Source organism: Pseudomonas sp. KSR10 (genome assembly GCF_022355455.1).
In the GTDB taxonomy this organism is placed as follows: Bacteria; Pseudomonadota; Gammaproteobacteria; order Pseudomonadales; family Pseudomonadaceae; genus Stutzerimonas; species Stutzerimonas stutzeri_E.
Genome location: NZ_JAKOEN010000004.1, coordinates 280,539 through 302,874, shown reverse-complemented (window position 1 = coordinate 302,874; position 22,336 = coordinate 280,539). Strand labels below are relative to the sequence as shown.

Genomic DNA, 22,336 nt, shown 5'->3' with positions numbered 1-22,336 from the left:
TTCATCGAGAAAACGGGCTGATCTTATCGGGCCGATCATGCGCGTGCCATTTTAAGCTGTCGGCAGCCTAGCGGTTTACTGAAGACTTATCGCGCTGATTGGTGCGATGTCTGCAAACGACGCCAAACGCTCCAACTCACGCCGCGAAGGCCGACTCCTCACTCACGCCGTGCGAAAACCTCATGGTTTCCGAGTGGCTCCTATACTGGACTGGCGGGCCACTCATCAGGAGATCGAATCATGCGTCGTATATTGCTATTCATCGCAGCCGCTGTCGTCAGCACGCCGCTCTGGGCAATGCACTGTCCCATGGACATGGCAAAGATCGACGAGCAACTGGCAACGAATCCACCAAGCGATCCAGCCGTTCTGACGCGAGTCAAAGAACTTCGCGCCGAGGGGGAAAAATTGCATAAGGCGGGCGAGCACGAACAATCGCTCGAAGCGCTGGGAGAAGCGCAAGAATTGCTCGGCATGAAACAGTAACTATTGTCACCGCGCCCTACCGAGCAGTTGCTCTGTCAGAAGTCGCTCGGTGGGCTCGATCAGCTGTCTTCGTTGCCTTTCTCCGTACAACGAACGCGCAGCTCCTTACGATCGAAATTCTCTTCGCTACTCAACGTTTCGTAACCCTTCGGACAAACCGCGCGCGCACGGGCCTCGCAACCCGGCTGTCCGGCTGCCTTGTTGCAAGCGAATACATATTCATCGGTACCGTCCGGTGGCGGTACCGTTTCTATTCCACTGCAACCAGCCATGAACGCCGTCAGCCCGGCTATTACAGCGTATTGCTCGGTCAGTTTACTCATCGTCAGTCCGAATATGATGCCAATGGAACGTGACGCCCTGGCCAGGCGCTACGCAATGTGGCTGAGCGCAACGACACGTCGCAGGTGCCGGCGCACGGCGGTGCTGCTGACGTGAGTGGCGAAACAAACCTCGAAAGATATCCGGCGAGCGGCCCAGCGGCACTAAAGCGCGTGCAGAGCGCGTAGCGCGCCAACGCTAGCGCGGGTTGGGCACGTCATCCATCTCGGCGTTGTCCACGTCGATGTCGGGGGTCTCACGCTCGATAGGCGCGCCATCGTTGCCATCTCGTGGACGCTCCAGCTCATTGCCCGGCAACTCATCGACGCCCGGCTGATCGTCAGGGTTTACATCGGTGCGTCCAGGACTCAACGGCGGTGCCGAACCGGGAATCACCACCCCATCGTCTTCGTTCTCGGCACGGGTGCCGGTAGGGAATTTGCTCAGCGGTTGGCGATCTTCACGCTCGATGCTCATCATTCACCTCTCTATTGCCCTGTACAGGTAAGAGGATCGACCAGCCTATGCGTTCAGGCGGATGAGCTGCCATTGGTCACTGTACGGGCCGGCCGGCCGTAGAAACGAAAAAACCGGCTGCAAAGGCCGGTTTTCGAGATGTCGCAACTATCGGATACGCCACACGTTTTGGTGCCCGGAGCGAGAATCGAACCCGCATACCCTTTCGGATGAGGGATTTTAAGCGGCAGCATGGCACTCGCGCCGGGTATTCCTTGGGCTTGGATACAGCTTGCTGCAGCAGGTTTTGCGGGGAATCCATGAATTAGATTATATGCCGGCGCGCGACGCAAACCGCTCCGGTTCCCTTTCGCCTGGCTCCTAGCAGGCTCCTGGAATCGGAGCCTTTCGGGAGAGCGCCTCATGGCAAAGATCAAACTGACTAAAAGCGTAGTGGTCATGGCTCAGGTCCAGACCGCGACGTTAAGCTCGGGACACAATCGTTCCGGGCTTCATGTGCAAGGTTACACCAGCCGACCGGAAGGTCTTTATGCTTCAGTACCGAGCGAACTCAGGCGTCCGCCGAAAGCCTGCGCTTGGCCAGTTCGGCGAGCTTACCGTCGAGCAGGCTCGTTCACTGGCTCAGGATTGGCTGGCCGAAGTCCGTCGTGGTGGTGATCCTGGGTTGACCACTACAGTGTTCACCATAGAAGACTCGGCAGTTAGCCTGATATTAAAGCGCCTCTGAAGACACCGTAAGGCGGTTGGCAAGCTGCTTGGTTGGAGCCATGCAGATGAAAGCTATTGCTTCGACAATGTGTGTGGAGTACGTCCCATTTGTCTTCATCCAATTCGTGTGAATCGACGGCTTGTCCCATGCGCCCCCATTCCTGCACATGCATTTGCCGAGTTGATAGTTTCTTGGGGCTCTCCAGCGAATTCAGCCAAGGCAGCGAGTCACATGCTTGACAGCCTGGTAGGCGGCAAGCCCCCAGGGGCCTAGTTCCCGGCCGATGCCGCTGCCCTTGTTGCCGCCCCATGAAGTTTCGACGAACACCGCTTGGATCGAGTTGATCCACACATGGCCGACCTCCATCGCCTCAGCAACGCGTTGGGCACGCTGCAGATCGGCGCTAGCGATGGTGGCAACCAGACCGAAACGACTATCGTTGGCCAAAGATATCGCCTCTGCTTCGCTGTCGAACCGGCGAACACAGAGCACCGGGCCAAAGATCTCCTCGACCCATAGACGGCTTTCGGTAGGCACGTCGACATAGAGCGTCGGTGCAACAAACCAGCCCTGCCCGACCTCAAGCGTGCCGCCAGCCAGGCATTTCAGATGTTCGTTCCGTCCGATACTGAGGTATTCCCCGACCTTTCGCCATTGGGCTTCGCTGCTCAGCGGCCCCATGTCGACTTCTTCATTGAGTGGGTTGCCAACGCTCAATCTGATCATCGCCTCTGCCAAGCGAGGCAGGAGTGCATCGGCAATGCCGTTCTGGATAAGAAGGCGGGAGGTGGCCGAACACATCTGACCCGCGTTCCAGCAGATACCTGCCATGATCCATTCGACAGCCTCATCGACGTTGCAGTCGTCGAATACGATGATCGCCGACTTACCGCCCAGCTCCAAAGTCACCGGCCGGCAATGCTCAGCAGCGCTGTGCATGACTCGGCTGCCCACGGCATTGCTGCCTGTGAAGGACAACTTGTCGAGCCCACGATGGGCACTCAGCGCACTGCCTATATCTGCCTTGCCGCCTACAACATTCAGCACGCCAGCAGGCAGGTCCAGCTCATCGGCAATCTCGCCATAGGTCTGCTCGATCAGTGGGGTGACCTCCGAGGGCTTCAATACCACTGTACAACCGGCAGCCAAAGCCGGTGCGATCTTCCAGGCGCTGGTCACCAATGGAAAATTCCAAGGCACGATCAGTCCAACCACCCCAATGGCTTCCAACCGGCTATGAGAGCTGAAGCCGGCTGCCGCCAATGAGACCGCACGGTTCTGCTGATCGGCCAAGCCATCGGCGAGGTCTGCGTAATAGGCGAAGGTCGCGACGGCGTCGTCAATGTCTACCTCGGCCTCGTGCCGCGGCTTACCGTTGTTGCGCATCTGCAGCTCGATCAGCGCATCTCGCCGCCGGCCTAAGCCATCAGCAAAACCTCGTAAGTAATATGCTCGCTCGCCAGGCTCGCTTGTTTTCCACTCAGGCAAGGCTTTGCGAGCCGCGGCTACGGCCTGGTCGACCTGGCGTGTGCTTGCGGCACGCAGCTCAGCAAATGGTTGGCCAAGGGAAGGATCGTAAACGCTGATGATGTCAGCGCCCTCTCCTTCAACCCAGTGGCCTCCGATGTAATGTGAGTTGCTCATGTTTGGCTCCAGCAGCCACGCCTGAGCGCGACGGAATATAGGATGCAATGTTAATAGCACCTGCCGGTGCATGACTCACAGGTAAAAACATATCCTTCGATAGCCATTCGCGTGCCAACCCAGTGGGTCGGCACGACTCATCACGGTGGCGCCTGACCCAGGCCACACTGGTGGTACGGCACCTGTGGCCGCGTCAGCAGGTTGCCCACAACAAAGGCAGTAAGTCCTATAGCCAGGCCGTTATATCGAGGATCATGATCCCGCCCCCATTTTACTAGTGGGGACCTGGGCGTTCCGCGCTACGTCGGAAGAGCGGACGGCGACGCGATCAGCAATTCCGGCGTCGTCCAATGGATGCCTAGTGCCGCTTTTCAGGCGTATCCAGCGCGGGCCTGAAGGGCCGTAGACGTCGACCGGCTCAGGGAACAGATAGAGCAGGCTGAGATAGAGCACAGCCGCGATGCCCAGAGTGATCGGCAAACTGACGTCGATACCGCCTGCCAGCTCGCCCAGCGGTCCAACGAATTGACCAGGAAGATTGACGAAGCACAGTCCCACCGCCGCGCTGGGAATCCAGGCCCCGAGACCGCGCCAGTTCCAGCCATGCTGGAACCAGTAGCAGCCACCGTGCTCACCACGGGTGAATACCTGTAGATCATCGGAGCGATAGAAACCGCGTCGCACGATCAGACCGAGGATCATGATCACCATCCAAGGGCTGGTACACGTCACGATCAATACGGCGAAGGTTGAAACGCTCTGCACCAGATTAAAGGCGAACCGGCCGATGAAGATGAACGCGATGGCAGCCACACCGATCAACAAAGTGGCACCCGCTCGGCTCATCAGACGCGGGAACAGGCTCGACATGTCCAGCCCGGTACCGTACAGCGACGTGGTACCGGTAGACATGCCACCAATTACGGCTATCAGGCAGACCGGCAGGAAAAACCACGTCGGCGAGATGGCCAGCAAGCCGCCAACGTAATTGCTGGCTTCGATGTACTGCGGGGCCTGGGTCGCCACGAGGGTGGCGGTGCACAGACCGAACAGAAATGGGATCAGTGTGCCGGTCTGGGCGGCGAGCACTGCCAGCATGATGCGGCGCTTGGGTGTGTGCCGTGGAATATAGCGGGACCAATCGCCGAGAAAAGCGCCGAAGGAGACCGGGTTGCTCATGGCCAGCAGCGCACCACCGATGAACGCGGCCCAGAAACCTGACTGTTGGACGCTGACAGTTCCAGCGTAACCAGCGTCGAACGTCCCGGCAAAAGCAACAATACCGAGCAGAAATAACAGGCTGGACGCCCACACTGCGATCTTGTTGACCCATAGCATGAAGCGGAAACCGAAGATGCACACCACCAGTACCAGCATGGCGAACAAGCCGTAGGCTAGGCCAAGTGTTAGGTCTGTTTCTGGCAGGCCAATCAATCGTTTAGCTCCGCCAACCAGAGCGTCGCCAGAGCTCCACACCGAGAGCGAGAAGAACGCCACAGCGGTGAGCAATGAGAGGAAGGAGCCGACTATGCGTCCGTGTACACCGAAGTGGGCACCGGACGAGACAGCATTATTAGTGCCATTCAGGGCGCCGAACAAACCCATGGGAGCGAGAATCAGTGCGCCCACCGCTACGCCGAGGACGATTGCCCAAACGCCTGCCTGGAACGACAGACCGAACAGAACCGGGAAGCTGCCAAGTACAGCTGTGGCAAAGGTATTAGCACCGCCGAATATCAGGCGGAACAGGTCAGAGGGAGTAGCATCGCGTTGGTAATCGGGAATCTGCTCGACACCAAAGGTTTCGATGCGCGTCGAATGGCTCATGTGTATCTCCAGTGCCTATCACATTTTTATTAGGTTGGCGCAGGCACGCCGACCCGTTATTCACCCCCGACAGCCGCCAGGTGGTGGTGCATTGGCAGTACGGCTAAGCCGCGTGGGGGCCTAAAGGGCACCCGAAAGGTGTGTTATTCAGCACGGCGAGCTTCAGCTGGCTCGCTCGCGCACGTCTGTTTTCAACTCGCGCTTGGGGCAGACAAATGCTCGTGGCAAGCCAGCCAGCGTGCGCCGTCGTAGCGGAACACAATGGTCTCCCTTTCCCTGAGGTGCAGTTCCTCGCCGCCGGTGCGAATATGTGTAGCGACGTCATGGATGAAGATGGCGACATCGCCCTGCAGGCTAACGTGAGCGTTGCTTGAGCAGCAGCCGAGCACGGCAAACCCATCTGCCTGCCATTGCTGCCATAGCGCGCGGTATTCACAACGTGACAGCAGCGGTTTCTGCAAAGTATGGAAAACGAAAGTGGCATCCTCGCTGAAGCAGGCGAAATAGCCGGTCGTGTCGTTGCTAGCAAAGGCAGCTACCAGTTCACTTGCGGCTGTTATCACCTCGCTCTCACGACTCATCGCCGTACTACCCCTGGCAGCACGCAAAGCATTTCGTAGAGCAGGTTGGCGCCAAGCAGCGAAGTATTGCCTGTGGTGTCGTAGGGCGGTGACACCTCGACCAGATCGCAGCCGATCAGGTTCAAACCCTGGCAACCCCGAATGATTTCCAGCGCCTGAATAGTGGTCAGACCGCCCACTTCCGGCGTGCCAGTGCCTGGTGCCCAGGCCGGATCAATGCCATCGATATCAAAGGACAGGTATACCGGGCCGCCGTTAACTTTGGCTCGCACCTCTTCCATCAGCGGCGTCAGCGAACGATGCCAGCACTCCTCGGCCTGCACCACGCGAAAGCCCTGAGCACGGCTCCAGTTGAAGTCGTCGGCGGTGTAGCCCTGAGCCCGAAGTCCGATTTGCACCACCCGCTCACTGTCGAGCAGGCCTTCCTCCTGAGCGCGGCGAAAAGTTGTACCGTGGGCGATTTTCTCGCCGAACATGTGGTCGTTGACGTCGGCGTGTGCATCAACGTGTACCAGGCCGACCTTGCCGTACTTTCTCTTCATCGCCCGTAGGATTGGCAGCGTCAGGGTGTGGTCGCCGCCCAGAGTCAGCGGAGTGATGTCGCGCTCGAGGATGCCGTCGTAGTGCGCTTCGATGATGCGCACAGCGTCGAGCAGGTTGAAGGTATTGATTGGCACGTCACCTATATCGGCGACATTCAACGAATCGAAGGGCGCAGCGCCAGTGGCCATGTTGTAAGGACGGATCATTACCGATTCGCTACGGATCTGCCGGGGGCCGAAGCGAGTGCCAGAACGCAGCGAGGTGCCAATGTCGAGGGGGATGCCGATGAAGGCTGCGTCGAGCTTGTTCAACCCATCGGGCGTCTGCACATGGGGTAAGCGCAGCATGGTTGCGATCCCGCCGAAACGGGGCATCTCATTGCCGCCTACGGGCTGGTGGAGATTACTTTCCACGGAGAGCCTCACAATTGTTGAAGTTGTCTTGAGTCGATTCTGTTCGTGAAATGAGAGCAGGCAAATCTCTACAGGCAAAAATTCAGTTCAGAGATTTCTAAACTTTCGGCGGTAGACTGGCTGCATTGATAACTTGTCAGGAGCTTCAACATGCCGTCCGCATTGCCCGATATAAAGCTGCTGCGCATTTTCGCTTGTGTGGTCCGCAACCAGGGTTTCGCCGCGGCACAGCAGGAGTTGAACCTCTCTACATCAGCGATCAGCACTTACATGAGTCAACTAGAAGCGCTGCTCGGTATCTCCCTATGCCACAGGGGGCGGGGCGGGTTTAGCATGACCACCAAGGGAGAGCTGTTCTATCAAGAAACGCTGCGTTTGCTTGCTGAACTGGACGACTTCGAGCGCTATGCGGCCACCCTCAAGGGTGAACTGCGCGGGACGCTAAACCTCGGCGTACTTGACTCGACGGTCAGCGATGCGTCTCTTCCGCTGGCTGAAGTGATCGGTGCCTACAGTGAGGAGCACCCGGCCGTACACCTGCACCTCGCGGTGCTTAGCCCCGCCGAGCTGCAATTGGGCGTGCTGGAAAATCGCCTGGACCTGGCTATCGGTGCCTTCTCGGTTCGTACGAATGGACTGATTTACCATGCGCTGTACCGTGAACAGCACTGGTTGTACTGCAGTGACCGCCACCCTCTGTACGCGCAGCGACGAATACCGGCTGAAGTAGTCAAACAGCAGCGCATGGTAGGTCGTGGTTACTGGAGCCAAACTGAGCTGGCGCGTCACGGCTTCAAGCACAGCGCCGCAACCGTAGAATCGATGGAGGCGCAGCTGATACTGATACTGTCGGGTGCCTATGTGGGTTATCTCCCAGAACACCATGCGCAGCAATGGGTAGATCGGAAGCGCCTGAAGGTGCTGTTGCCAGCCACATTCGGCTACCAAGCCCCCTTCACCCTTGCCCTGCGGCGAGGCCGCTCCCGCGAGCCGCTGATCCAGAGCTTCCGTGATCGACTCAATGCGCAGTTAAACCACGGATAGCTGTCGTCCTAGTGGCGTGAAGCAGACTCGAGGTTGATCTCTCGTCAACGCATTGATTGCCACGATCCACGGCGCTCACCACCGCCAGCCAACTCCGGCCCAAGCGGCCTTGTAGGATCAACAGTACTCAGCGCTGCGAGAGCGCTTGGCACCCTGCAAACCCTTTGGCGCGCGGATGCTCGCGCAATCGACCCAGCGCCGACCACTGTTGTATGGCGGCGCGTACCGTTAAGCGATCGGGGCGGCCACCGTGGAACGCGTGCCGGCTACGCATCAATCGAAACCTCCAATCGAACCGATCAATAATTTTAAGCTACCGGTCGGTAGTTAGCGAGTATGTTGCACGTTCTTGGCCAGCCCAACCGAGGTGAAGCCGTAACATATTCATATTGAAGGCAGCACTATGCATCCCCCAACCCCCGCGATGAAACGTGTCACGGATGCGGCAGGTAACCGATTTGCCGACCTGAGTTATGACGAAGTCTCGCTGAGCGACATTGCCAATGATCTCGGTATTCGCAAGGCGTCAATCTACTCGCACGTCGAGAGCAAGCAAGCGCTGTTTCTGACCGTCCTCGATGAAGCGTTTCAGGTAGAGGCAGCGTTTGCCCAGCAATGTTTTGATTCAGAATCGGCATCGTCGCTGCCGGGCATGCATTACTGCGAATCCCTGCCCAAGCGTTATGGCGAATCGATGCATATGCGCTTCCTATTGCGCAATGCATACCTCCCGCCAAAGAGTCTTTCCACTCGGGTTTCTTCCAGTTACGAAGACTACCTGCAGCGATTGCTTGAGGCTTTTATAAGCCGGTTGCGTCAGCGCTCAGCGACGGCACTGACCGAGCAGGATTTCTCACAGTTCGGCGATGCCTATCTGGGAATAATAGACAGCCTTCATGTTGAGCTTATTTATGTTGGTGCGCAGCGCTTTGAACATCGCCTGCGCGCTTTGCAAAGGCTGCTGTCCGCCGGTTTGGAGTTGGCAGAAAAGGTACGAGAGGAAATCAAATGAGCAACCCCACAACAGCTAACGCAGCCCAGCTCGGGGCTCCGTTGATTGTATTACTTGCGCTACTAACCGCCTTAGACGCAATGGCGATCGATATGTATCTGCCCGGCATGGCAAGTATCGCTGACGATCTAGGTGTCTCGGCCGGAAGTGTGCAGCAGACTCTTGCGATATTTCTCGCCGGATTAGCCATTGGCCAATGCATGTATGGACCGCTTCTGGACCGCTACGGACGTAGGCTACCGCTGCTTGCAGGGGTAGTGGTCTTTATATTGGGGTCGGTCGGTGCAGCCATGGCGCCAACATTGGAATGGTTGCTGGTTGCACGCTTCGTTCAAGCCATAGGTGCTGCAGCCGGGCTGGTTGCGCCCAGGGCCATTGTTGCGGATATGTGTGACGTCAATTCATCAGCGCGCATTTTTTCCCTACTGATGCAAGTGATGATGATCGCTCCCGTGCTGGCACCGATGATGGGTAGTTTTGTACTTACTCATGGTAGCTGGCGCATCATTTTCTGGGTTCTGGCGGCACTCGCCGTGGTGGGACTGGTTTGGGGCATGCGCTCGCTGCCAGAGTCGCTACCGAAGGAGCGTAGAGTGGCGCTGAGCGCCGGCAGTATCGTCCGCGGATATGCTCGGCAGATGCGCAGACGAGTATTCATGCTCTATACGCTGGCAGGTGGCTTTGTGATGAGCGCTCTGTTCACCTACATCAGTGGTGCGGCGTTTATCTTCACAGAGTACTTCTCGCTTAGCCCAGCGCTGTTCAGTTATTTGTTTGCTGCAAATTCCGTTGGACTGATCATCGGAGGCATGCTTTCCAACGCGCTGTTATCCCGTGGAGCTACAGCTGCTCGTGTCACCTACCTGGGGCTGGGCGTTCATGCACTGGCTGGGGGACTGTTGTTCATCGCTGTGCTGGCCGGTGTAGCGCCTTTGCCGCTTTACGCAGGGCTATTAGGTATAGCCATTGGTGCATTGGGCCTGATCATTGGCAACCTGATTGCGCTTACGATGAACAACGGTGGAGCGCAGTCGGGAGTTGCCTCGGCATTGATGGGCACCATGCATTACCTGGTGGCCGCTGTGGTGGGGTACGTCGCAAGCCTTGCGGCTCAGCCAGCGCACGCCATGCCCCTGGCTCTTGCCCTTTGCGGTGTCGCTGCCATAGTTCTGTGTCGGCTCGCCGACGCCGGGGTGGAGCCTGATCAGACGGAGGCCGATGCGTACAACGCGGTGTAGCGTTCGTGAGTGACGCCTCGCATGGCTCGCCAGAGCGGCGAGCCATGCGGGTTGTTGACCCAGACAGTACTGCCCTCGATGCGTGGAATTCTGATGCACCGAGCTGCTTGCGCCAGCGCGAAAGTCTGCCAGTGACATGCGGCTTAACTGAGCGGGCTGGCTCGCCTGTCCACGTCACCACGACAGCGTTTGATGCTGATAGTCGACGAAGTAGCAGCCCTGCCTGCCGCGGTAGGTGTCGATAGCCGTGATGAGTCCGGCAGCACTATCGCGAATTTCGACTGGGGCACTGTCACCGCCCATGTCTGTCTTGACCCATACTGGATGCAACGCCAGTAAGCACGCTTCGGGGTGGTCCGCAGCGGAGCTCCAGCAGCGCAACAGACTGTTGAGTGCTGCCTTGCTCGCGCCAAACAGCGGCATATCGCTAGCGCGGGCCAGCTCTACGCTGCCCATTTACGAACTCATGAACGTCAGCACCGATTCGGCTGGTCACCGAGCATCGCAAGTCGGCTTATCGGAGGTAAGTAGGTACTCCTGAATATCGAGAGGAGACTGCAAGGTGGGGGCATAGGGTGTTACGCCGCTGGCTGTTTAATTGAACGTGTGACGGCCGAGATTATAGGAGTGCCATGCAGCGGATCGCGGAGCATCGTGCATCTGACGCCGTAGAGCGCCTCGACTAAAGCCGGCGTAACGACGTCGTCAGGTATGCCTTGCGCAATCACGCGTCCCGCGTGCATAGCTACAAGATGATCGGCGTAACGGCAGGCACTCGTTAGATCGTGCACGACCATGACGATGGTTTTCCCCGCTGCGGCAAGCTGGCGAATCAGGTCGAAAACTTCGATCTGATGGCCCAGGTCGAGGGCCGATGTGGGCTCATCCAGCAGCAGCAAGGGAGTGTCTTGTGCGATGGCCATGGCGATCCAGGCTCGCTGACGTTGGCCTCCTGACATCGACTGTAAAGGGCGGTCGGCCAGCTCGGTCAGATTGGCGGCGTACAGAGCGGCTTCGATGACGGCCTGATCGTGCTCGCTCCATTGCTGGAGCAGCCTTTGATGTGGTTGTCGGCCGAAGCGGATCAGCTCAGCAACGGTTAGGCCATCCGGCGCGCTGGCTTCCTGTGGCAACAACGCCAGCTGTTGCGCAACCTCTCGAGTCGGCAGCTCGGTAATGGCCTTGCCATTGAGCAGCACGGCGCCACTGCTGGGCTTGTGCAGGCGCGCAAGCCCTGCAAGAAGCGTGGACTTGCCACAACCATTGGGGCCGACAATGGCCGTTACCTTGCCCTTGGGCAATAGCAAGTCGAGCCCTTCGATCACCGATGAGCCACCGTAGCCCATGCAGAGGGCACTGGCCTCCAGCCGGACGTCGATGGCGTTTCGTTCTGTGAGGATGCTGGGAAGTTCGCTCATGAGAGGGTCCGAGAAGGTTGACGTAGCAGAATCCAGATCAAATAAGGCCCGCCTACGATTGCCATGATGATGCCTACAGGGATCTCGATTGGAGCGAGTACGGTGCGGCCCACCCAGTCGGCGATGATCATCAACAGCGCACCGCTAAGCGCAGCGTTGATAACGGGTACTCCGTGTTGTCGGCATAGGTAGCGAGCCATCTCGGGTGCAACTAACGCGATCAACCCGACCGGGCCTACTACCGCGATGGCCAAGGCGGTCAGCCACACGGTCAGTACGAGCGTCAGCACTCGCATCAACTGCAGGCGGGCTCCAAGCCCGATCGCCACATTGTCAGAGAATCGCATCAGGGCCAGGGGCCGGGTCAGCAGCTTGGCCGCTGGGAGGCCGATCGCCAGGCCTATACCCAACAGGAACACTGCTTGCTCGGGGCGTGCGTTAAGGCTTCCAATTGTCCAAGGGTAAGCGGCGTTGGCTGCATCGATGTCAGTACGCGCCAGCATCAGGTTCGTCAGCGCACCGAACAGCACGCCGATCGCGATACCCACGACGATGAAGCGATAACCCCGCGCGCCTGAGCCCATGGCTAGAGCGAACGTCAAGGCTGCCGCCGTGGCCGCACCGGACAGGGCCAGCATCGATGGAGCGATGCTGGTTGGGATGGCCACGATAGAGGCGACGGCAAAGGCGGTCGCGCCGTCGTCAATGCCGATAACGCCGGGCGTAGCCAGACGGTTGCGGGCCAGCGTCTGCAAAAGGCAGCCCGCAGCACCGAGGGCCGCCCCGCTGAGCAAGCCCGCATTGAGCCTGGGTAAGCGCAACTCACGGACAAGTAGTAGGTGAATCGGCTCCCCGTCACCAAAGGCAGCACGCAGTGCCTGCCACTGGCTAAGCCCCGGCGAACCTGCGGCCAATAGCCAGCCCACCGTCAAGATCAGGGCAAGGCACAGGCAGGCGGCAACCAGCATGCTGCGCCGGTGGACGAGGAAGGACAGCGAGGCAAATCGCAGTAAGCAATAGCCGCCTGAAGCGTGCATGAGGGAGGCTTGGTTCATAACGTCGGCAACCTATGGCTGCGCACTACGGCAATTAGAATCGGGGCGCCGACGAAAGCGGTGATAACCCCCACTGGAAGCTCATATGGGCGAACCGCAAGACGAGACACAACGTCGGCAAACAGCACGATGCACGGGCCAATCAGTATCGCAAGCGCGAAGGTTCGGCGAATGTCGGTACCGACCAGACGCCGGGCAATGAACGGTACGACCAGGCCGACGAATCCGATCGGTCCGGCCGCAGCAGTGGCCGTGCCGACCAACAGGGCCACTGACAGCAGCGTGATCAGGCGTGTCATTTGCGGATGATGACCCAACCCGCTCGCGACACGCTCGCCTAGAGAAAGCGCAGCCAATGCTGGGATAAGAGGTAGAGCCAGCAAGAGACCGGCAATAAGTCCAGGTAGGCTCCAGCCAAAGGTGTCCAGTGGCCGTCCGGCAAGCGCGCCAATCACCCAGAAGCGCATCTCGTCTGCGGTGCGCTGATCCTGGAGCAGCAGCATGTTGCTAAGCGCCATGAGCAATCCCGAAAATGCTGCCCCCGCGAGCACCAAGCGCACCGGATCCTCGCCAACGCCGCGCATCTGCGTCACTAGCAAGACCAGCACGCAGCCTACAAGGGCACCGCCAACAGCAACCAGCAAGTTGAGGGAGGCTGCGCTAGCACCCAGCGCAATGGCCAGCACCACCGCAAACGAGGCGCCTGCACTGACGCCCATGAGGCCGGGCTCGGCCAGTGGATTTCGCGTCACTGACTGCAGCAGCAAGCCGGCAGCGCCAAGCGCCGCGCCAACAAGCAAGGCCAGCTCAGTGCGAGCCCACCTCAATTCGTATACAACGAACTGCGCTTGTTCATCGGCTGCGCCAGCAAGCGCGAGCAGGCTGCGCGACACACTGACATCGCCAGCCCCGAATACCAGACTCGCGAGGCACAGCAGTAAAAGGGAGAGCCCTGTAACTGCCAATGCGCGCGACAAAGGAAGCTTGGCGCTATGCATCAGTCGAGCAGGGCCTTCTCTACATCGTCCAGGATGCGGTGCGCTGCAAGATACCCCGCACTGCTGCTCCATATCTGACCATCAACCGACACGACATGCCCGTTTTTAACTGCACCCAAACGATTGAAGGCGGGTTGTTTGCGGGCTTCTTCCAGCGCCTTCTGACCATCACTGTTGAGTGTGGCGAGGAAGATCCAGTCGGCGTCGGCCTTGCTGAGATTTTCCAAGCTAAGGATGTCCGTATGCGGCTTCTTTGTTTGGGTCGATAGCTCGTTTGGCTTGAGCCCTACCGCATCCAATAGCTGGCCGACAAACAGTCGGCTAGACATGATGAAAGGACCCTGGGGATTCCAGCGAATTACGCTGACCTGGGGACTACCGGAAAGGCGTTCACGTAGCGCTACCGAACGGGCATCGATTTCATCTTCCAGTGCCGCGCCTTCATCCTGTTTATCAAGCGCCAGGGCGTAGAGGCTATTGACTGTCCGCCAGTCTTGAAATGAACCGCCTTTGGGCACAATGGTCGGGGCGATCAGGCTGAGTCGGTCGTACTGCGCCCTAGGCAACTCGGAGGACGCCAGGATGAGGTCCGGCTGCAAAGTCAGAATCGCTTCAAGATTCGGTTCGCGGACGCTACCGACAAGAGCGATCTTGCCAGCTTTATCCTTAAGGTAATCCGGTACATCGGTACCGCCCCGGCTCGCTAAGGCACCCACAGGCTGAACGCCAAGCGCAAGTGCTACATCCAACGCGTTTTCATCGAGCGCAACCACGCGCTGGGGTACGCCGTTGAGCTTGACAGGCCCGTATACGCTATCGACAACACGTTCGGCAGCCTGCAACTGTGTGCAAAACAATAGTGAGGAAAACATAATCCCAGCTAACGCTCGGAACGAGAAGTTACGCATTGGATGTACTCCGAAAGGGACCGTACAGGTGACTGTCTGAAAGACAACCCACTAAAGGTCGTGGATTCTAATGGCAATCACTCGCATTTACGAGGGTTTACATTCGTAAATGAATGTTTTATTCCGGCGCTGTTACGCAGGATTCGTAGCCACGTGGCGGTCCTACGCTGCACTAGATAGGCAACAACGGAGTCGATTGTTAATAGACAGCAGTCCCGCCGCATTCGGGATAAGTCATGTACCAGTTGAATCGTGCGGGTGTGTTGCGTGGCGTTTTTGTGAATCTAAGCGGCTGTTATTGGCCGAGATAGCGCATTTTTGCGGCAGGTTTGTTTGTGGCCGGAGGTTCGCAAGGCCGGCCTCACCTCAGTTGACGGGGTGGGTGCTCGTCTCACTCTCGGTAGAGCTTGGTGGCCAATCTTGAACCGACATGAACATCAAATATCACTTCATTCCATTCTTTAATGCGCCCGCGTCAAACACCAGGCTATAGGTCATCCAGCGCTACCTTCACGCGCTGGGACGCTTCAAGACGCTCACGAACCGCGACGATCAACGCTTCATCTTCCTTGGTCATCAGCACTGGACGAAATGACAGCTGCCCAACTTAGTAGACCTTGGCCACAAAACCTCAATCGATATTGAACGACTTCGTCGTAGCGGCAGCTTGCCAGGTAGCCGGCACGGAATCACATAGCCTCGCGACGATAGTCCGCGCTGCTTTGAGGCATCAACCCGCAGATAAGGTAGGCCATATGCGAATCGCCATAAAAAAGCCGACCTTGCATCTACAAGGTCGGCTTTCAAATTGGTGCCCGAGGCCGGACTCGAACCGGCACGCCTTACGGCGGGGGATTTTCTTCCCACTTCGGCTTTCGCCGCCGCCCAGCAAGTTGCCGAACGTTCGTGGGCTGGAGCACGCCTTCACCATAGCCCTGCGGCCGTAGGTGCCCGCCGTCTGCTCTCTACACCTTCCCAAGCAGGGCTTGGGCTTGGCTCGGCGTTGGCTCGGACACCGAAGGGTCCAGGGCTTTCGCCGAATTTGACGGGCTTCACTTCGGACGTTTCCCTCCGAAGGCTCAAATTGTTTAAGTCCCCTGTGTCTACCGATTTCACCACTCGGGCGTAGTGTGCAACGCGTAAATTCACGTACCGCAATCTATTGGCACCTAGCTGACACCTAGTCCGAAAAAACGAACTACGACGCTACCGCCTACTGCTCGCAACCCCTTGCCCACCGGCTTTTGATCCCAGCGGAAAAAGCAAAAAAGCTTTACACGGGAAATTTTAAGTTCCTTGCGTCTACCAGTTTCGCCATCCGGGCAGGACGGTGAGCGCGATGCTCGATCGCGGCGCAGGACTATAACCAGCCACCCGTCGAGGTGCAACCCGAACGGCACGCCGGAGATGGAAGAGCTGCGTTCAGCGCGATAGGCCAGGATCAATCCAGTGCTCGGATTTGGTTGTGCAATGGCTCGCTGCAGTTCCGTTAGCGGGCTCCTCGATCAAGCCTTGGACGACCAGACACGTCTGAGTCGGAAGCGCCAGAATACCAACCCGCCGAATCGAAGGCATAAAAAAACCGCAAGCTTGCGCTTGCGGTTTCTTCACTAATGGAGGCCGATGTCGGAATCGAACCGGCGTACACGGATTTGCAATCCGCTGCATAACCACTCTGCCAACCGGCCTCAAAACGATGACGCCGCATATTGCGGCGTCATCGTCAACAAACTGGAGCGGGAAACGAGACTCGAACTCGCGACCCCGACCTTGGCAAGGTCGTGCTCTACCAACTGAGCTATTCCCGCATCGTCTTGGTGACGGGCGCCATTTTATAGTTTCAGCGCCCCCCGTCAAGCCTTTGATTAAAAAAGTTTTTTATTTCTTTTCTGTAGGACTTAGGTGGGGCCAGGCGGCCATCAGGTAATTGATCATCGACCACAAGGTCAATGCGGCAGCGATGATTAGCAATGCATAGCCAAGCCCTACCCAAACAGTTACCAGTGGCGGGTTGGCTAAAAGGATCACCAGCGCCACCATCTGCGCCGCCGTTTTCCATTTACCCAGGCTGGAGACCGCCACCTGGGCCCGCGCGCCCAGTTCCGCCATCCACTCACGTAGAGCCGACACCACGATCTCGCGTCCGATGATGATGGCCGCCGGTAAGGTCAGCCAAAGGTTCGAATGTTCTTCGACCAGTAACACCAGTGCCACCGCCACCATCAGCTTGTCCGCGACCGGATCGAGGAAGGCACCGAATGGCGTGCTTTGCTGGAGCCTACGGGCGAGGTAACCGTCCAGCCAATCGGTAAGCGCGGCAACGGTGAACACGGCGCTCGAGGCTAAATAGCTCCAGTGGAAAGGAAGATAGAACAACAGGACGATAATCGGTATCAGCAGTACACGTAGCACGGTGAGAATATTTGGAATGTTCATCGATACCACTGATCCGCAGATTTAGGGGGCGATTCTACTCACTGTGCAGAGCGGCATAAATCGATTCGGCGAGCTTTTTGCTGATCCCGGGCGCCTTGGCGATTTCATCGAGACTGGCGCGGCAGAGTTCTTGAAGACCACCAAAGTGCTTGAGCAGTTCGCGACGACGTTTCGGTCCGATGCCCGGCACACCCTCCAACGTAGAGGTCGTTCGCGTCTTTGCGCGGCGTGCGCGATGGCCAGTGATGGCGAAACGGTGAGCCTCGTCGCGTACTTGCTGGATCAGATGCAACGCCGGGGAATCGCCAGGCAGCGTGAATTCATGCGCGGCGTCATTGAGATAGAGCGTCTCCAGACCGGGTTTACGCGTCACGCCCTTGGCCACGCCCAGCAGGATCAGCTCCGGCACGGCAAGCTCCTGCAGGACCTCACGGGCCATGTTCAACTGTCCCTTGCCGCCATCCACCAGCAATATATCGGGGAGCTTGCCCTCCCCCTCGGCGGCTTTCTTGAATCGCCGTGAGAGCGCCTGATGCATCGCTGCATAGTCATCGCCGGCAGTGACACCTTCGATGTTGTAGCGACGGTAATCAGATTTCAGCGGCCCTTCCGGACCGAATACCACACAGGACGCGACCGTAGCCTCACCGCTGGAATGGCTGATATCGAAACATTCCAGGCGGGTGGGCAGTTCGTCCAGCTCCAACGCCTCGGCCAGGGCCTGGAAACGGGCGGCCAAATGTTGACGGTTCGCCAACCGCGCCCCGAGCGCCTGCTCGGCGTTGGTCAGGGCCAACTGCTGCCAGCGTGCTCGGGTTCCACGAACGCGGTGGGTGATCGTCAACTCGACGTCACGCAGCTCTGCAACCGCGCTGATCAAGGTATCGAAGTCTTCGTGAACCGTATTGACGATCAGCTCCGCGGGGAGATCGCGCTCCATGGAGCTGAGGTAGTACTGCTCCAGGAATGCCTGGAGCACGTCGCTGACGCTCTCTTCGATGGCGACCTGCGGGAAGAAATTCTTACTGCCGAGAACCCGCCCGCCACGCACGCTAATCAAATGCACACAGGCACCGCCAGGGCTCACCACGGCGGCGACTATATCGACGTTACCGCTGCCGCCTTCCATGCTCTGTTGATCTTGCACGCGACGCAGAATGCCGATCTGGTCGCGAATCTGCGCGGCGCGCTCGAAATCGAGCGCCGCCGCTGCCTTCTCCATGTTCTTCGACAGCTCCTCGGCCAGGGCATTGCTGCGCCCTTCCAGGAACATCACCGAATGTCGGACATCTTCTGCATATTCCTCGGCGTCGACCAGCTTCACGCAAGGTGCCTTGCAACGCTTGATCTGATACTGCAGACAAGGTCGGGTGCGGTTGCGGTAGTAGCTGTCTTCGCATTGGCGCACGAAGAAGGCCTTTTGCAGCAGACCCAGGCTTTCGCGAATTGCGCCGGCGCTGGGGTACGGGCCGAAATAACGTCCCGCCTCCTTCTTTGCACCGCGATGAATACTGAGCCGAGGAAATTCGCCGCTCGAAAGAAACACGTAGGGATACGACTTATCGTCGCGCAGCAGGATGTTGTAAGGCGGGCGCCACTGTTTGATCAACGTCTGTTCGAGCAGCAGCGCTTCGGTTTCATTCGCCGTGATAGTGGTTTCGACCTGCGCGATGCGGGCCACCAGCGCGGCGGTTTTAGGCGCCTGCCCGGTCTTGCGGAAATAACTTGCCAGACGCTTTTTGAGATTTTTCGCCTTGCCCACGTAGAGCAGCTTGGCATCGGCATCGAACATCCGGTAGACGCCGGGACGTCCGCTGCAGGAAGCCAGAAAAGCGGAGGAATCGAAGCCGCTCATCAATTGATGGTGTCGACCATGCCGTGACGGACGGCGAGCAGCGCCAACTCGACGTCGCTGGTCACCGAAAGCTTTTCATAGATGCGGTAACGGTAAGTGTTGACCGTTTTCGGCGACAGGCAAAGCTTGTCTGAAATGGTCTGGACCTTCTGGCAGTTAGCGATCATCAGGGCAATCTGGATCTCCCGCTCGGAGAGAAGATCGAAGGGTGAGCCGTTGACCTTCGGCTGAAACGATTTAAGTGCCAGTTGCTGGGCGATCTGTGGACTGATGTAGCGCTGCCCGGCAAAGACCATGCGAATCGCCTGGATCATCTCGTCGAGCGCCGCGCCTTTCGTCAGGTAACCGGCGGCGCCCGCCTGTAACAGTCGCGTAGGGAAGGGATCTTCTTCGCAGATAGTGACAGCGATGACTTTGATGTCCGGGTGGCTGCGCAGGAGCTTACGGGTGGCCTCGAGGCCGCCAATGCCCGGCATTTTGACATCCATCAGCACGACGTCCGGCTTGAGCTCCCGCGACTTCTTGAGCGCAATCTCGCCGGATTCCGCCTGTCCGACCACCTGTAGGCCATCGATATCGGCAAGCATCCGGGAAATGCCTGTGCGCACTAGATCGTGGTCATCGACCACAAGCACCCTAATCAAGCAGACACCTCTTTCTGTGCAAATTCAAAGCTGGCTGACTGCTCGCTTCGCAAGCGGCGGACTTTAACAAAAAACACATCGGCTTACCCAGACCATACATCGCGTTATGGCCATATGGCATCACCTCTCCGCCCACAGCCTGCTCCTTTATGGGAGCATCAGAGGCCAGATGCAAGCCTGACTCATTGATCAACATAGCCTGAAACCGGCGGTGCCGCTTTTTGTCTGCCCGCCTCGTCAGCCCTGGGGTTACTGCCCGAGCTGAATCGCTCGTGGGTCGTCTGACTGACAATCGGCTGCTCAGGAATTTAGGCCAGCGTATGGGTTGATCGCACCTGCGATCGAACAGGAGTCATGGCTGGCGCAGAGCTCGGCTGTACCACGCGCGACTTTGATTGACCGTACGGACCAGCCAGAGCATGACCGGCACTTCGATCAGTACGCCTACCACCGTGGCGAGCGCCGCCCCTGAGTCGAATCCGTACAGCACAATGGCGACCGCTACCGCCAGCTCGAAGAAATTAGACGCGCCAATCATCGCAGAGGGGCCGGCGACGTCATGGCGGACCTGCCATTTACGATTCAGCCAATAGCCGAGGCCCGCGATGAATAACGTCTGCAAAAAGATTGGCACCGCCAGCATGGCGATGATCAATGGTTGTTCGACGATCGCCTCGCCCTGGAACGAAAACAACAGAACCAGTGTGACCAACAGTGCCGCGATCGAAAACGGCGCGCTGCCAGTCAGCGCTGCCTGGAATGCCGCTGCCCCTCGCCGGATCAGCCGGGCGCGAATGAACTGGGCGATGGCCAGTGGGATCACGATATACAACAACACAGAGAACAACAGCGTATCCCAGGGCACCGGAATGGATGACACACCCAATAGCAAGGCCACGATCGGAGCAAAGGCGAACACCATCACCAGATCATTGAGTGCCACTTGGGTGAGGGTGAAATTCGCGTTGCCGTTGCAGAGGTTGCTCCAGACAAAGACCATCGCCGTGCAGGGCGCAGCGCCCAGAAGGATCAGCCCGGCCATGTAGCTGTCCAGCTCGGCTGCAGGTAGCCAGGGAGCGAACACATGTTTGATGAATAGCCAGCCGAGCAACGCCATAGTGAAGGGCTTAACGGCCCAGTTGACAAACAGCGTGACGCCCATGCTCACGCGCTGGGCATACACCTCGCGCAGCGAAGAGAAATCGATCTTCATCAGCATCGGAACGATCATCACCCAAATCAGCAGGCCGACCGGAATGTTTACATGGGCGATTTCCAACCCGCCCACAGCACGCGCAGCGGTCGGCGCATAGAGCCCGAGCAGCGTTCCGGCGACGATGCAACAAAACACCCAGACCGTCAGAAAACGCTCGAAGAAACCGAGCGACGGCGCCCCAGATCTTTTGTCGACTTCACATTGACTGGACATTCGGAATCCTGGTTTCGGGGTAACAACTGACATACGCTGTTTGATATGTTTATAGTCGCAAAGCGTAGCGCTTTCGGCCCCTTAAGCATAGCCGTCTTAGGTCCTATGCTGATTTGAAGACAACGAAACCTTTACCTAATATGCCGAAACAAATATATTCGCCAGACCATATCTTCTCGATGGCACCGACTCTCGATGATCGAGCACTTGACCCCTACCACCGTTTTCAAATGTCTGGCCGACGAAACCCGTGCGCGGATGACGTTGCTCATCGCCCGCGAAGGTGAACTGTGCGTCTGCGAACTGACCTGTGCCCTGGATGAGATCCAGCCCAAAGTCTCCCGCCACCTGGCGCAGCTCCGCAATTGCGGATTGCTGGCCGACCGGCGCCAGGGCCAGTGGGTGTACTACCGCCTCCATCCGCACCTGCCTGACTGGGTTCATCAAATGCTTCAGACCATCCTCAACGCCAACAAGCACTGGCTGGCGTCCAGCAGCCAGCGTCTGGATGCCATGCGCAACCGACCTGAACGCACCTCCGTATGTGGCTGAGCGAACAAGGAGCCCACATGAACGATACCGATCTGCAGCCGCATTTACCCAACATCGAAGACGAGTCGTTCGCCCTTCCCGACCTGGAAAGGCTCGGTTATTCAGGTGACCTGCCCCATCCGCCGCGGATTCTTCTGCTGTACGGTTCGAACCGCGAGCGCTCGTTCAGCCGTCTGATGGTCGACGAAGCCTCGCGTTTGCTGCGGCGGCTTGGCGCCGAGACCCGTATTTTCGATCCGTCAGGGTTGCCATTGCCCGACGACGCGCCAGACACGCATCCGAAGGTCAAGGAGCTGCGCGATCTAATGACTTGGTCGGAAGGTCAGGTCTGGTGCTCTCCGGAGCGGCACGGTTCGATGAGCGCTGTATTCAAGGCGCAGATCGACTGGGTTCCTCTCGCCCTTGGCGCTGTTCGGCCCACGCAAGGCAAAACCCTCGCGGTGATGCAGGTCTGCGGCGGCTCACAGTCGTTCAACGTGGTCAATCAGCTGCGCGTGTTGGGCCGCTGGATGCGTATGTTCACCATCCCCAATCAGTCGTCGGTGCCCAAGGCATTTCTCGAGTTCGACGACGCTGGCCGCATGAAGCCGTCCGCCTTCTATGACCGACTGGTTGACGTCATGGAGGAGCTGATGAAATTCACCCTTCTATTACGCGGCCGTCAGGACTATCTGGTCGATCGCTATTCCGAACGCAAGGAGTCGGCTGAAGCTTTATCCCGACGCGTCAACCAGCGTTCCATCTGA

At 58.3% G+C, this 22,336-nt stretch carries 20 protein-coding genes, 2 tRNA genes and 2 pseudogenes; 7 read left to right on the top strand and 17 right to left on the bottom strand.

What is annotated here, in order from left to right:
- The first annotated feature begins 240 nt into the window (after nt 1-240).
- Nucleotides 241-486, top strand: coding sequence for a hypothetical protein (locus MCB86_RS02180; protein ID WP_045162047.1), 246 nt, complete (start codon nt 241-243; stop codon nt 484-486).
- A 59-nt stretch (nt 487-545) separates the two neighbouring features.
- Here the strand turns inward: MCB86_RS02180 and MCB86_RS02175 are convergent, their stop codons facing one another.
- Together MCB86_RS02175 and MCB86_RS02170 are read right to left on the bottom strand one after the other, a co-directional pair.
- The gene (locus MCB86_RS02175) at nt 546-809 is read right to left on the bottom strand and encodes a hypothetical protein (protein WP_045162046.1); all 264 of its coding nucleotides are present in this window, start codon (nt 807-809) and stop codon (nt 546-548) included.
- 196 nt (nt 810-1,005) lie between these two features.
- Nucleotides 1,006-1,287 carry a hypothetical protein gene (locus MCB86_RS02170; RefSeq protein WP_230623597.1) on the bottom strand — a complete coding sequence of 94 codons (282 nt, stop codon included), beginning with the start codon at nt 1,285-1,287 and terminating at the stop codon, nt 1,006-1,008.
- Nucleotides 1,288-1,686: 399 nt separating this feature from the next.
- On the opposite strand from MCB86_RS02170, the pseudogene MCB86_RS02165 reads away from it, so the two are divergent.
- Nucleotides 1,687-1,948 (top strand): annotated as a pseudogene (locus MCB86_RS02165) (Arm DNA-binding domain-containing protein); the annotation flags it as partial.
- Between the two features lie 255 nt (nt 1,949-2,203).
- Here the strand turns inward: MCB86_RS02165 and MCB86_RS02160 are convergent.
- From MCB86_RS02160 to speB, 4 genes and pseudogenes are all read right to left on the bottom strand, one after another.
- Nucleotides 2,204-3,637 (bottom strand): aldehyde dehydrogenase family protein, encoded by a 1,434-nt coding sequence (locus tag MCB86_RS02160; protein WP_239609454.1) that lies wholly within the window; start codon nt 3,635-3,637, stop codon nt 2,204-2,206.
- 375 nt (nt 3,638-4,012) lie between these two features.
- Nucleotides 4,013-5,464 (bottom strand): annotated as a pseudogene (locus MCB86_RS02155) (cytosine permease); the annotation flags it as partial.
- A gap of 191 nt (nt 5,465-5,655) precedes the next feature.
- Nucleotides 5,656-6,045, bottom strand: a complete 390-nt coding sequence (locus tag MCB86_RS02150) for a nuclear transport factor 2 family protein (RefSeq protein ID WP_045162043.1) — start codon at nt 6,043-6,045, stop codon at nt 5,656-5,658.
- Complete coding sequence (speB, locus tag MCB86_RS02145; protein ID WP_045162042.1) at nt 6,042-7,001, bottom strand: agmatinase; 960 nt, start codon at nt 6,999-7,001, stop codon at nt 6,042-6,044. The genes MCB86_RS02150 and speB overlap by 4 nt, the downstream gene beginning before the upstream one ends.
- A gap of 150 nt (nt 7,002-7,151) precedes the next feature.
- Here speB and MCB86_RS02140 point away from each other — a divergent pair, with 150 nt between their 5' ends.
- The 3 genes from MCB86_RS02140 (at nt 7,152) to MCB86_RS02130 (ending at nt 10,295) form a co-directional block, all read left to right on the top strand.
- Complete coding sequence (locus tag MCB86_RS02140; RefSeq protein ID WP_239609452.1) at nt 7,152-8,045, top strand: LysR family transcriptional regulator; 894 nt, start codon at nt 7,152-7,154, stop codon at nt 8,043-8,045.
- Nucleotides 8,046-8,448: 403 nt separating this feature from the next.
- Nucleotides 8,449-9,057 carry a TetR/AcrR family transcriptional regulator gene (locus MCB86_RS02135; RefSeq protein ID WP_239609450.1) on the top strand — a complete coding sequence of 203 codons (609 nt, stop codon included), beginning with the start codon at nt 8,449-8,451 and terminating at the stop codon, nt 9,055-9,057.
- Entirely contained in the window at nt 9,054-10,295 is a 1,242-nt protein-coding gene (locus MCB86_RS02130; RefSeq protein WP_239609448.1) for a multidrug effflux MFS transporter, read from the top strand. The genes MCB86_RS02135 and MCB86_RS02130 overlap by 4 nt, the downstream gene beginning before the upstream one ends.
- Before the next feature lie 174 nt (nt 10,296-10,469).
- Here MCB86_RS02130 and MCB86_RS02125 read toward each other — a convergent pair whose 3' ends face one another.
- From MCB86_RS02125 to arsB, 11 genes are all read right to left on the bottom strand, one after another.
- The gene (locus MCB86_RS02125) at nt 10,470-10,751 is read right to left on the bottom strand and encodes a hypothetical protein (RefSeq protein WP_239609446.1); all 282 of its coding nucleotides are present in this window, start codon (nt 10,749-10,751) and stop codon (nt 10,470-10,472) included.
- Between the two features lie 122 nt (nt 10,752-10,873).
- Nucleotides 10,874-11,713: an ABC transporter ATP-binding protein gene (locus MCB86_RS02120; RefSeq protein WP_045162038.1), complete on the bottom strand. Its 840-nt coding sequence runs from the start codon at nt 11,711-11,713 to the stop codon at nt 10,874-10,876.
- A complete protein-coding gene (locus MCB86_RS02115) occupies nt 11,710-12,768 on the bottom strand; it encodes an iron ABC transporter permease (protein WP_239609444.1) in 1,059 nt (352 codons plus the stop codon). The genes MCB86_RS02120 and MCB86_RS02115 overlap by 4 nt, the downstream gene beginning before the upstream one ends.
- Nucleotides 12,765-13,766: an iron ABC transporter permease gene (locus MCB86_RS02110; RefSeq protein ID WP_045162035.1), complete on the bottom strand. Its 1,002-nt coding sequence runs from the start codon at nt 13,764-13,766 to the stop codon at nt 12,765-12,767. The genes MCB86_RS02115 and MCB86_RS02110 overlap by 4 nt, the downstream gene beginning before the upstream one ends.
- A complete protein-coding gene (locus tag MCB86_RS02105; RefSeq protein WP_045162034.1) occupies nt 13,766-14,674 on the bottom strand; it encodes an iron-siderophore ABC transporter substrate-binding protein in 909 nt (302 codons plus the stop codon). The genes MCB86_RS02110 and MCB86_RS02105 overlap by 1 nt, the downstream gene beginning before the upstream one ends.
- 1,614 nt (nt 14,675-16,288) lie before the next feature.
- Nucleotides 16,289-16,362: transfer RNA gene (locus MCB86_RS02100), tRNA-Cys, on the bottom strand.
- A 44-nt stretch (nt 16,363-16,406) separates the two neighbouring features.
- Nucleotides 16,407-16,482 (bottom strand) — tRNA-Gly (locus MCB86_RS02095).
- 70 nt (nt 16,483-16,552) lie between these two features.
- The gene (pgsA, locus tag MCB86_RS02090; protein ID WP_045162033.1) at nt 16,553-17,110 is read right to left on the bottom strand and encodes a CDP-diacylglycerol--glycerol-3-phosphate 3-phosphatidyltransferase; all 558 of its coding nucleotides are present in this window, start codon (nt 17,108-17,110) and stop codon (nt 16,553-16,555) included.
- Between the two features lie 34 nt (nt 17,111-17,144).
- Nucleotides 17,145-18,968, bottom strand: a complete 1,824-nt coding sequence (gene uvrC / locus MCB86_RS02085; protein WP_239609441.1) for an excinuclease ABC subunit UvrC — start codon at nt 18,966-18,968, stop codon at nt 17,145-17,147.
- On the bottom strand, nt 18,965-19,609 hold the full coding sequence (gene uvrY, locus MCB86_RS02080) for a UvrY/SirA/GacA family response regulator transcription factor (RefSeq protein WP_045162031.1): 645 nt from the start codon (nt 19,607-19,609) through the stop codon (nt 18,965-18,967). The genes uvrC and uvrY overlap by 4 nt, the downstream gene beginning before the upstream one ends.
- Before the next feature lie 352 nt (nt 19,610-19,961).
- Nucleotides 19,962-21,038: an ACR3 family arsenite efflux transporter gene (arsB, locus tag MCB86_RS02075; protein ID WP_045162030.1), complete on the bottom strand. Its 1,077-nt coding sequence runs from the start codon at nt 21,036-21,038 to the stop codon at nt 19,962-19,964.
- A gap of 195 nt (nt 21,039-21,233) precedes the next feature.
- Between arsB and MCB86_RS02070 the strand changes: the two genes are divergently transcribed.
- Together MCB86_RS02070 and arsH are read left to right on the top strand one after the other, a co-directional pair.
- Nucleotides 21,234-21,590 carry a metalloregulator ArsR/SmtB family transcription factor gene (locus MCB86_RS02070; protein WP_045162028.1) on the top strand — a complete coding sequence of 119 codons (357 nt, stop codon included), beginning with the start codon at nt 21,234-21,236 and terminating at the stop codon, nt 21,588-21,590.
- 32 nt (nt 21,591-21,622) lie between these two features.
- Nucleotides 21,623-22,336 (top strand): arsenical resistance protein ArsH, encoded by a 714-nt coding sequence (gene arsH, locus MCB86_RS02065; protein WP_239609485.1) that lies wholly within the window; start codon nt 21,623-21,625, stop codon nt 22,334-22,336.

Excerpts from the sequence above, each read along its gene's own strand:
- MCB86_RS02115 (WP_239609444.1), bottom strand. The coding sequence starts at position 12,768 with ATGAACCAAGCCTCCCTCATGCACGCTTCAGGCGGCTATTGCTTACTG.
- MCB86_RS02125 (WP_239609446.1), bottom strand. The coding sequence starts at position 10,751 with ATGGGCAGCGTAGAGCTGGCCCGCGCTAGCGATATGCCGCTGTTTGGC.
- pgsA (WP_045162033.1), bottom strand. The coding sequence starts at position 17,110 with ATGAACATTCCAAATATTCTCACCGTGCTACGTGTACTGCTGATACCG.
- MCB86_RS02180 (WP_045162047.1), top strand. The coding sequence starts at position 241 with ATGCGTCGTATATTGCTATTCATCGCAGCCGCTGTCGTCAGCACGCCG.
- MCB86_RS02170 (WP_230623597.1), bottom strand. The coding sequence starts at position 1,287 with ATGATGAGCATCGAGCGTGAAGATCGCCAACCGCTGAGCAAATTCCCT.
- MCB86_RS02105 (WP_045162034.1), bottom strand. The coding sequence starts at position 14,674 with ATGCGTAACTTCTCGTTCCGAGCGTTAGCTGGGATTATGTTTTCCTCA.
- arsB (WP_045162030.1), bottom strand. The coding sequence starts at position 21,038 with ATGTCCAGTCAATGTGAAGTCGACAAAAGATCTGGGGCGCCGTCGCTC.
- MCB86_RS02160 (WP_239609454.1), bottom strand. The coding sequence starts at position 3,637 with ATGAGCAACTCACATTACATCGGAGGCCACTGGGTTGAAGGAGAGGGC.
- MCB86_RS02070 (WP_045162028.1), top strand. The coding sequence starts at position 21,234 with ATGATCGAGCACTTGACCCCTACCACCGTTTTCAAATGTCTGGCCGAC.
- MCB86_RS02130 (WP_239609448.1), top strand. The coding sequence starts at position 9,054 with ATGAGCAACCCCACAACAGCTAACGCAGCCCAGCTCGGGGCTCCGTTG.
- MCB86_RS02175 (WP_045162046.1), bottom strand. The coding sequence starts at position 809 with ATGAGTAAACTGACCGAGCAATACGCTGTAATAGCCGGGCTGACGGCG.
- MCB86_RS02140 (WP_239609452.1), top strand. The coding sequence starts at position 7,152 with ATGCCGTCCGCATTGCCCGATATAAAGCTGCTGCGCATTTTCGCTTGT.
- MCB86_RS02150 (WP_045162043.1), bottom strand. The coding sequence starts at position 6,045 with ATGAGTCGTGAGAGCGAGGTGATAACAGCCGCAAGTGAACTGGTAGCT.
- MCB86_RS02110 (WP_045162035.1), bottom strand. The coding sequence starts at position 13,766 with ATGCATAGCGCCAAGCTTCCTTTGTCGCGCGCATTGGCAGTTACAGGG.
- MCB86_RS02135 (WP_239609450.1), top strand. The coding sequence starts at position 8,449 with ATGCATCCCCCAACCCCCGCGATGAAACGTGTCACGGATGCGGCAGGT.
- MCB86_RS02120 (WP_045162038.1), bottom strand. The coding sequence starts at position 11,713 with ATGAGCGAACTTCCCAGCATCCTCACAGAACGAAACGCCATCGACGTC.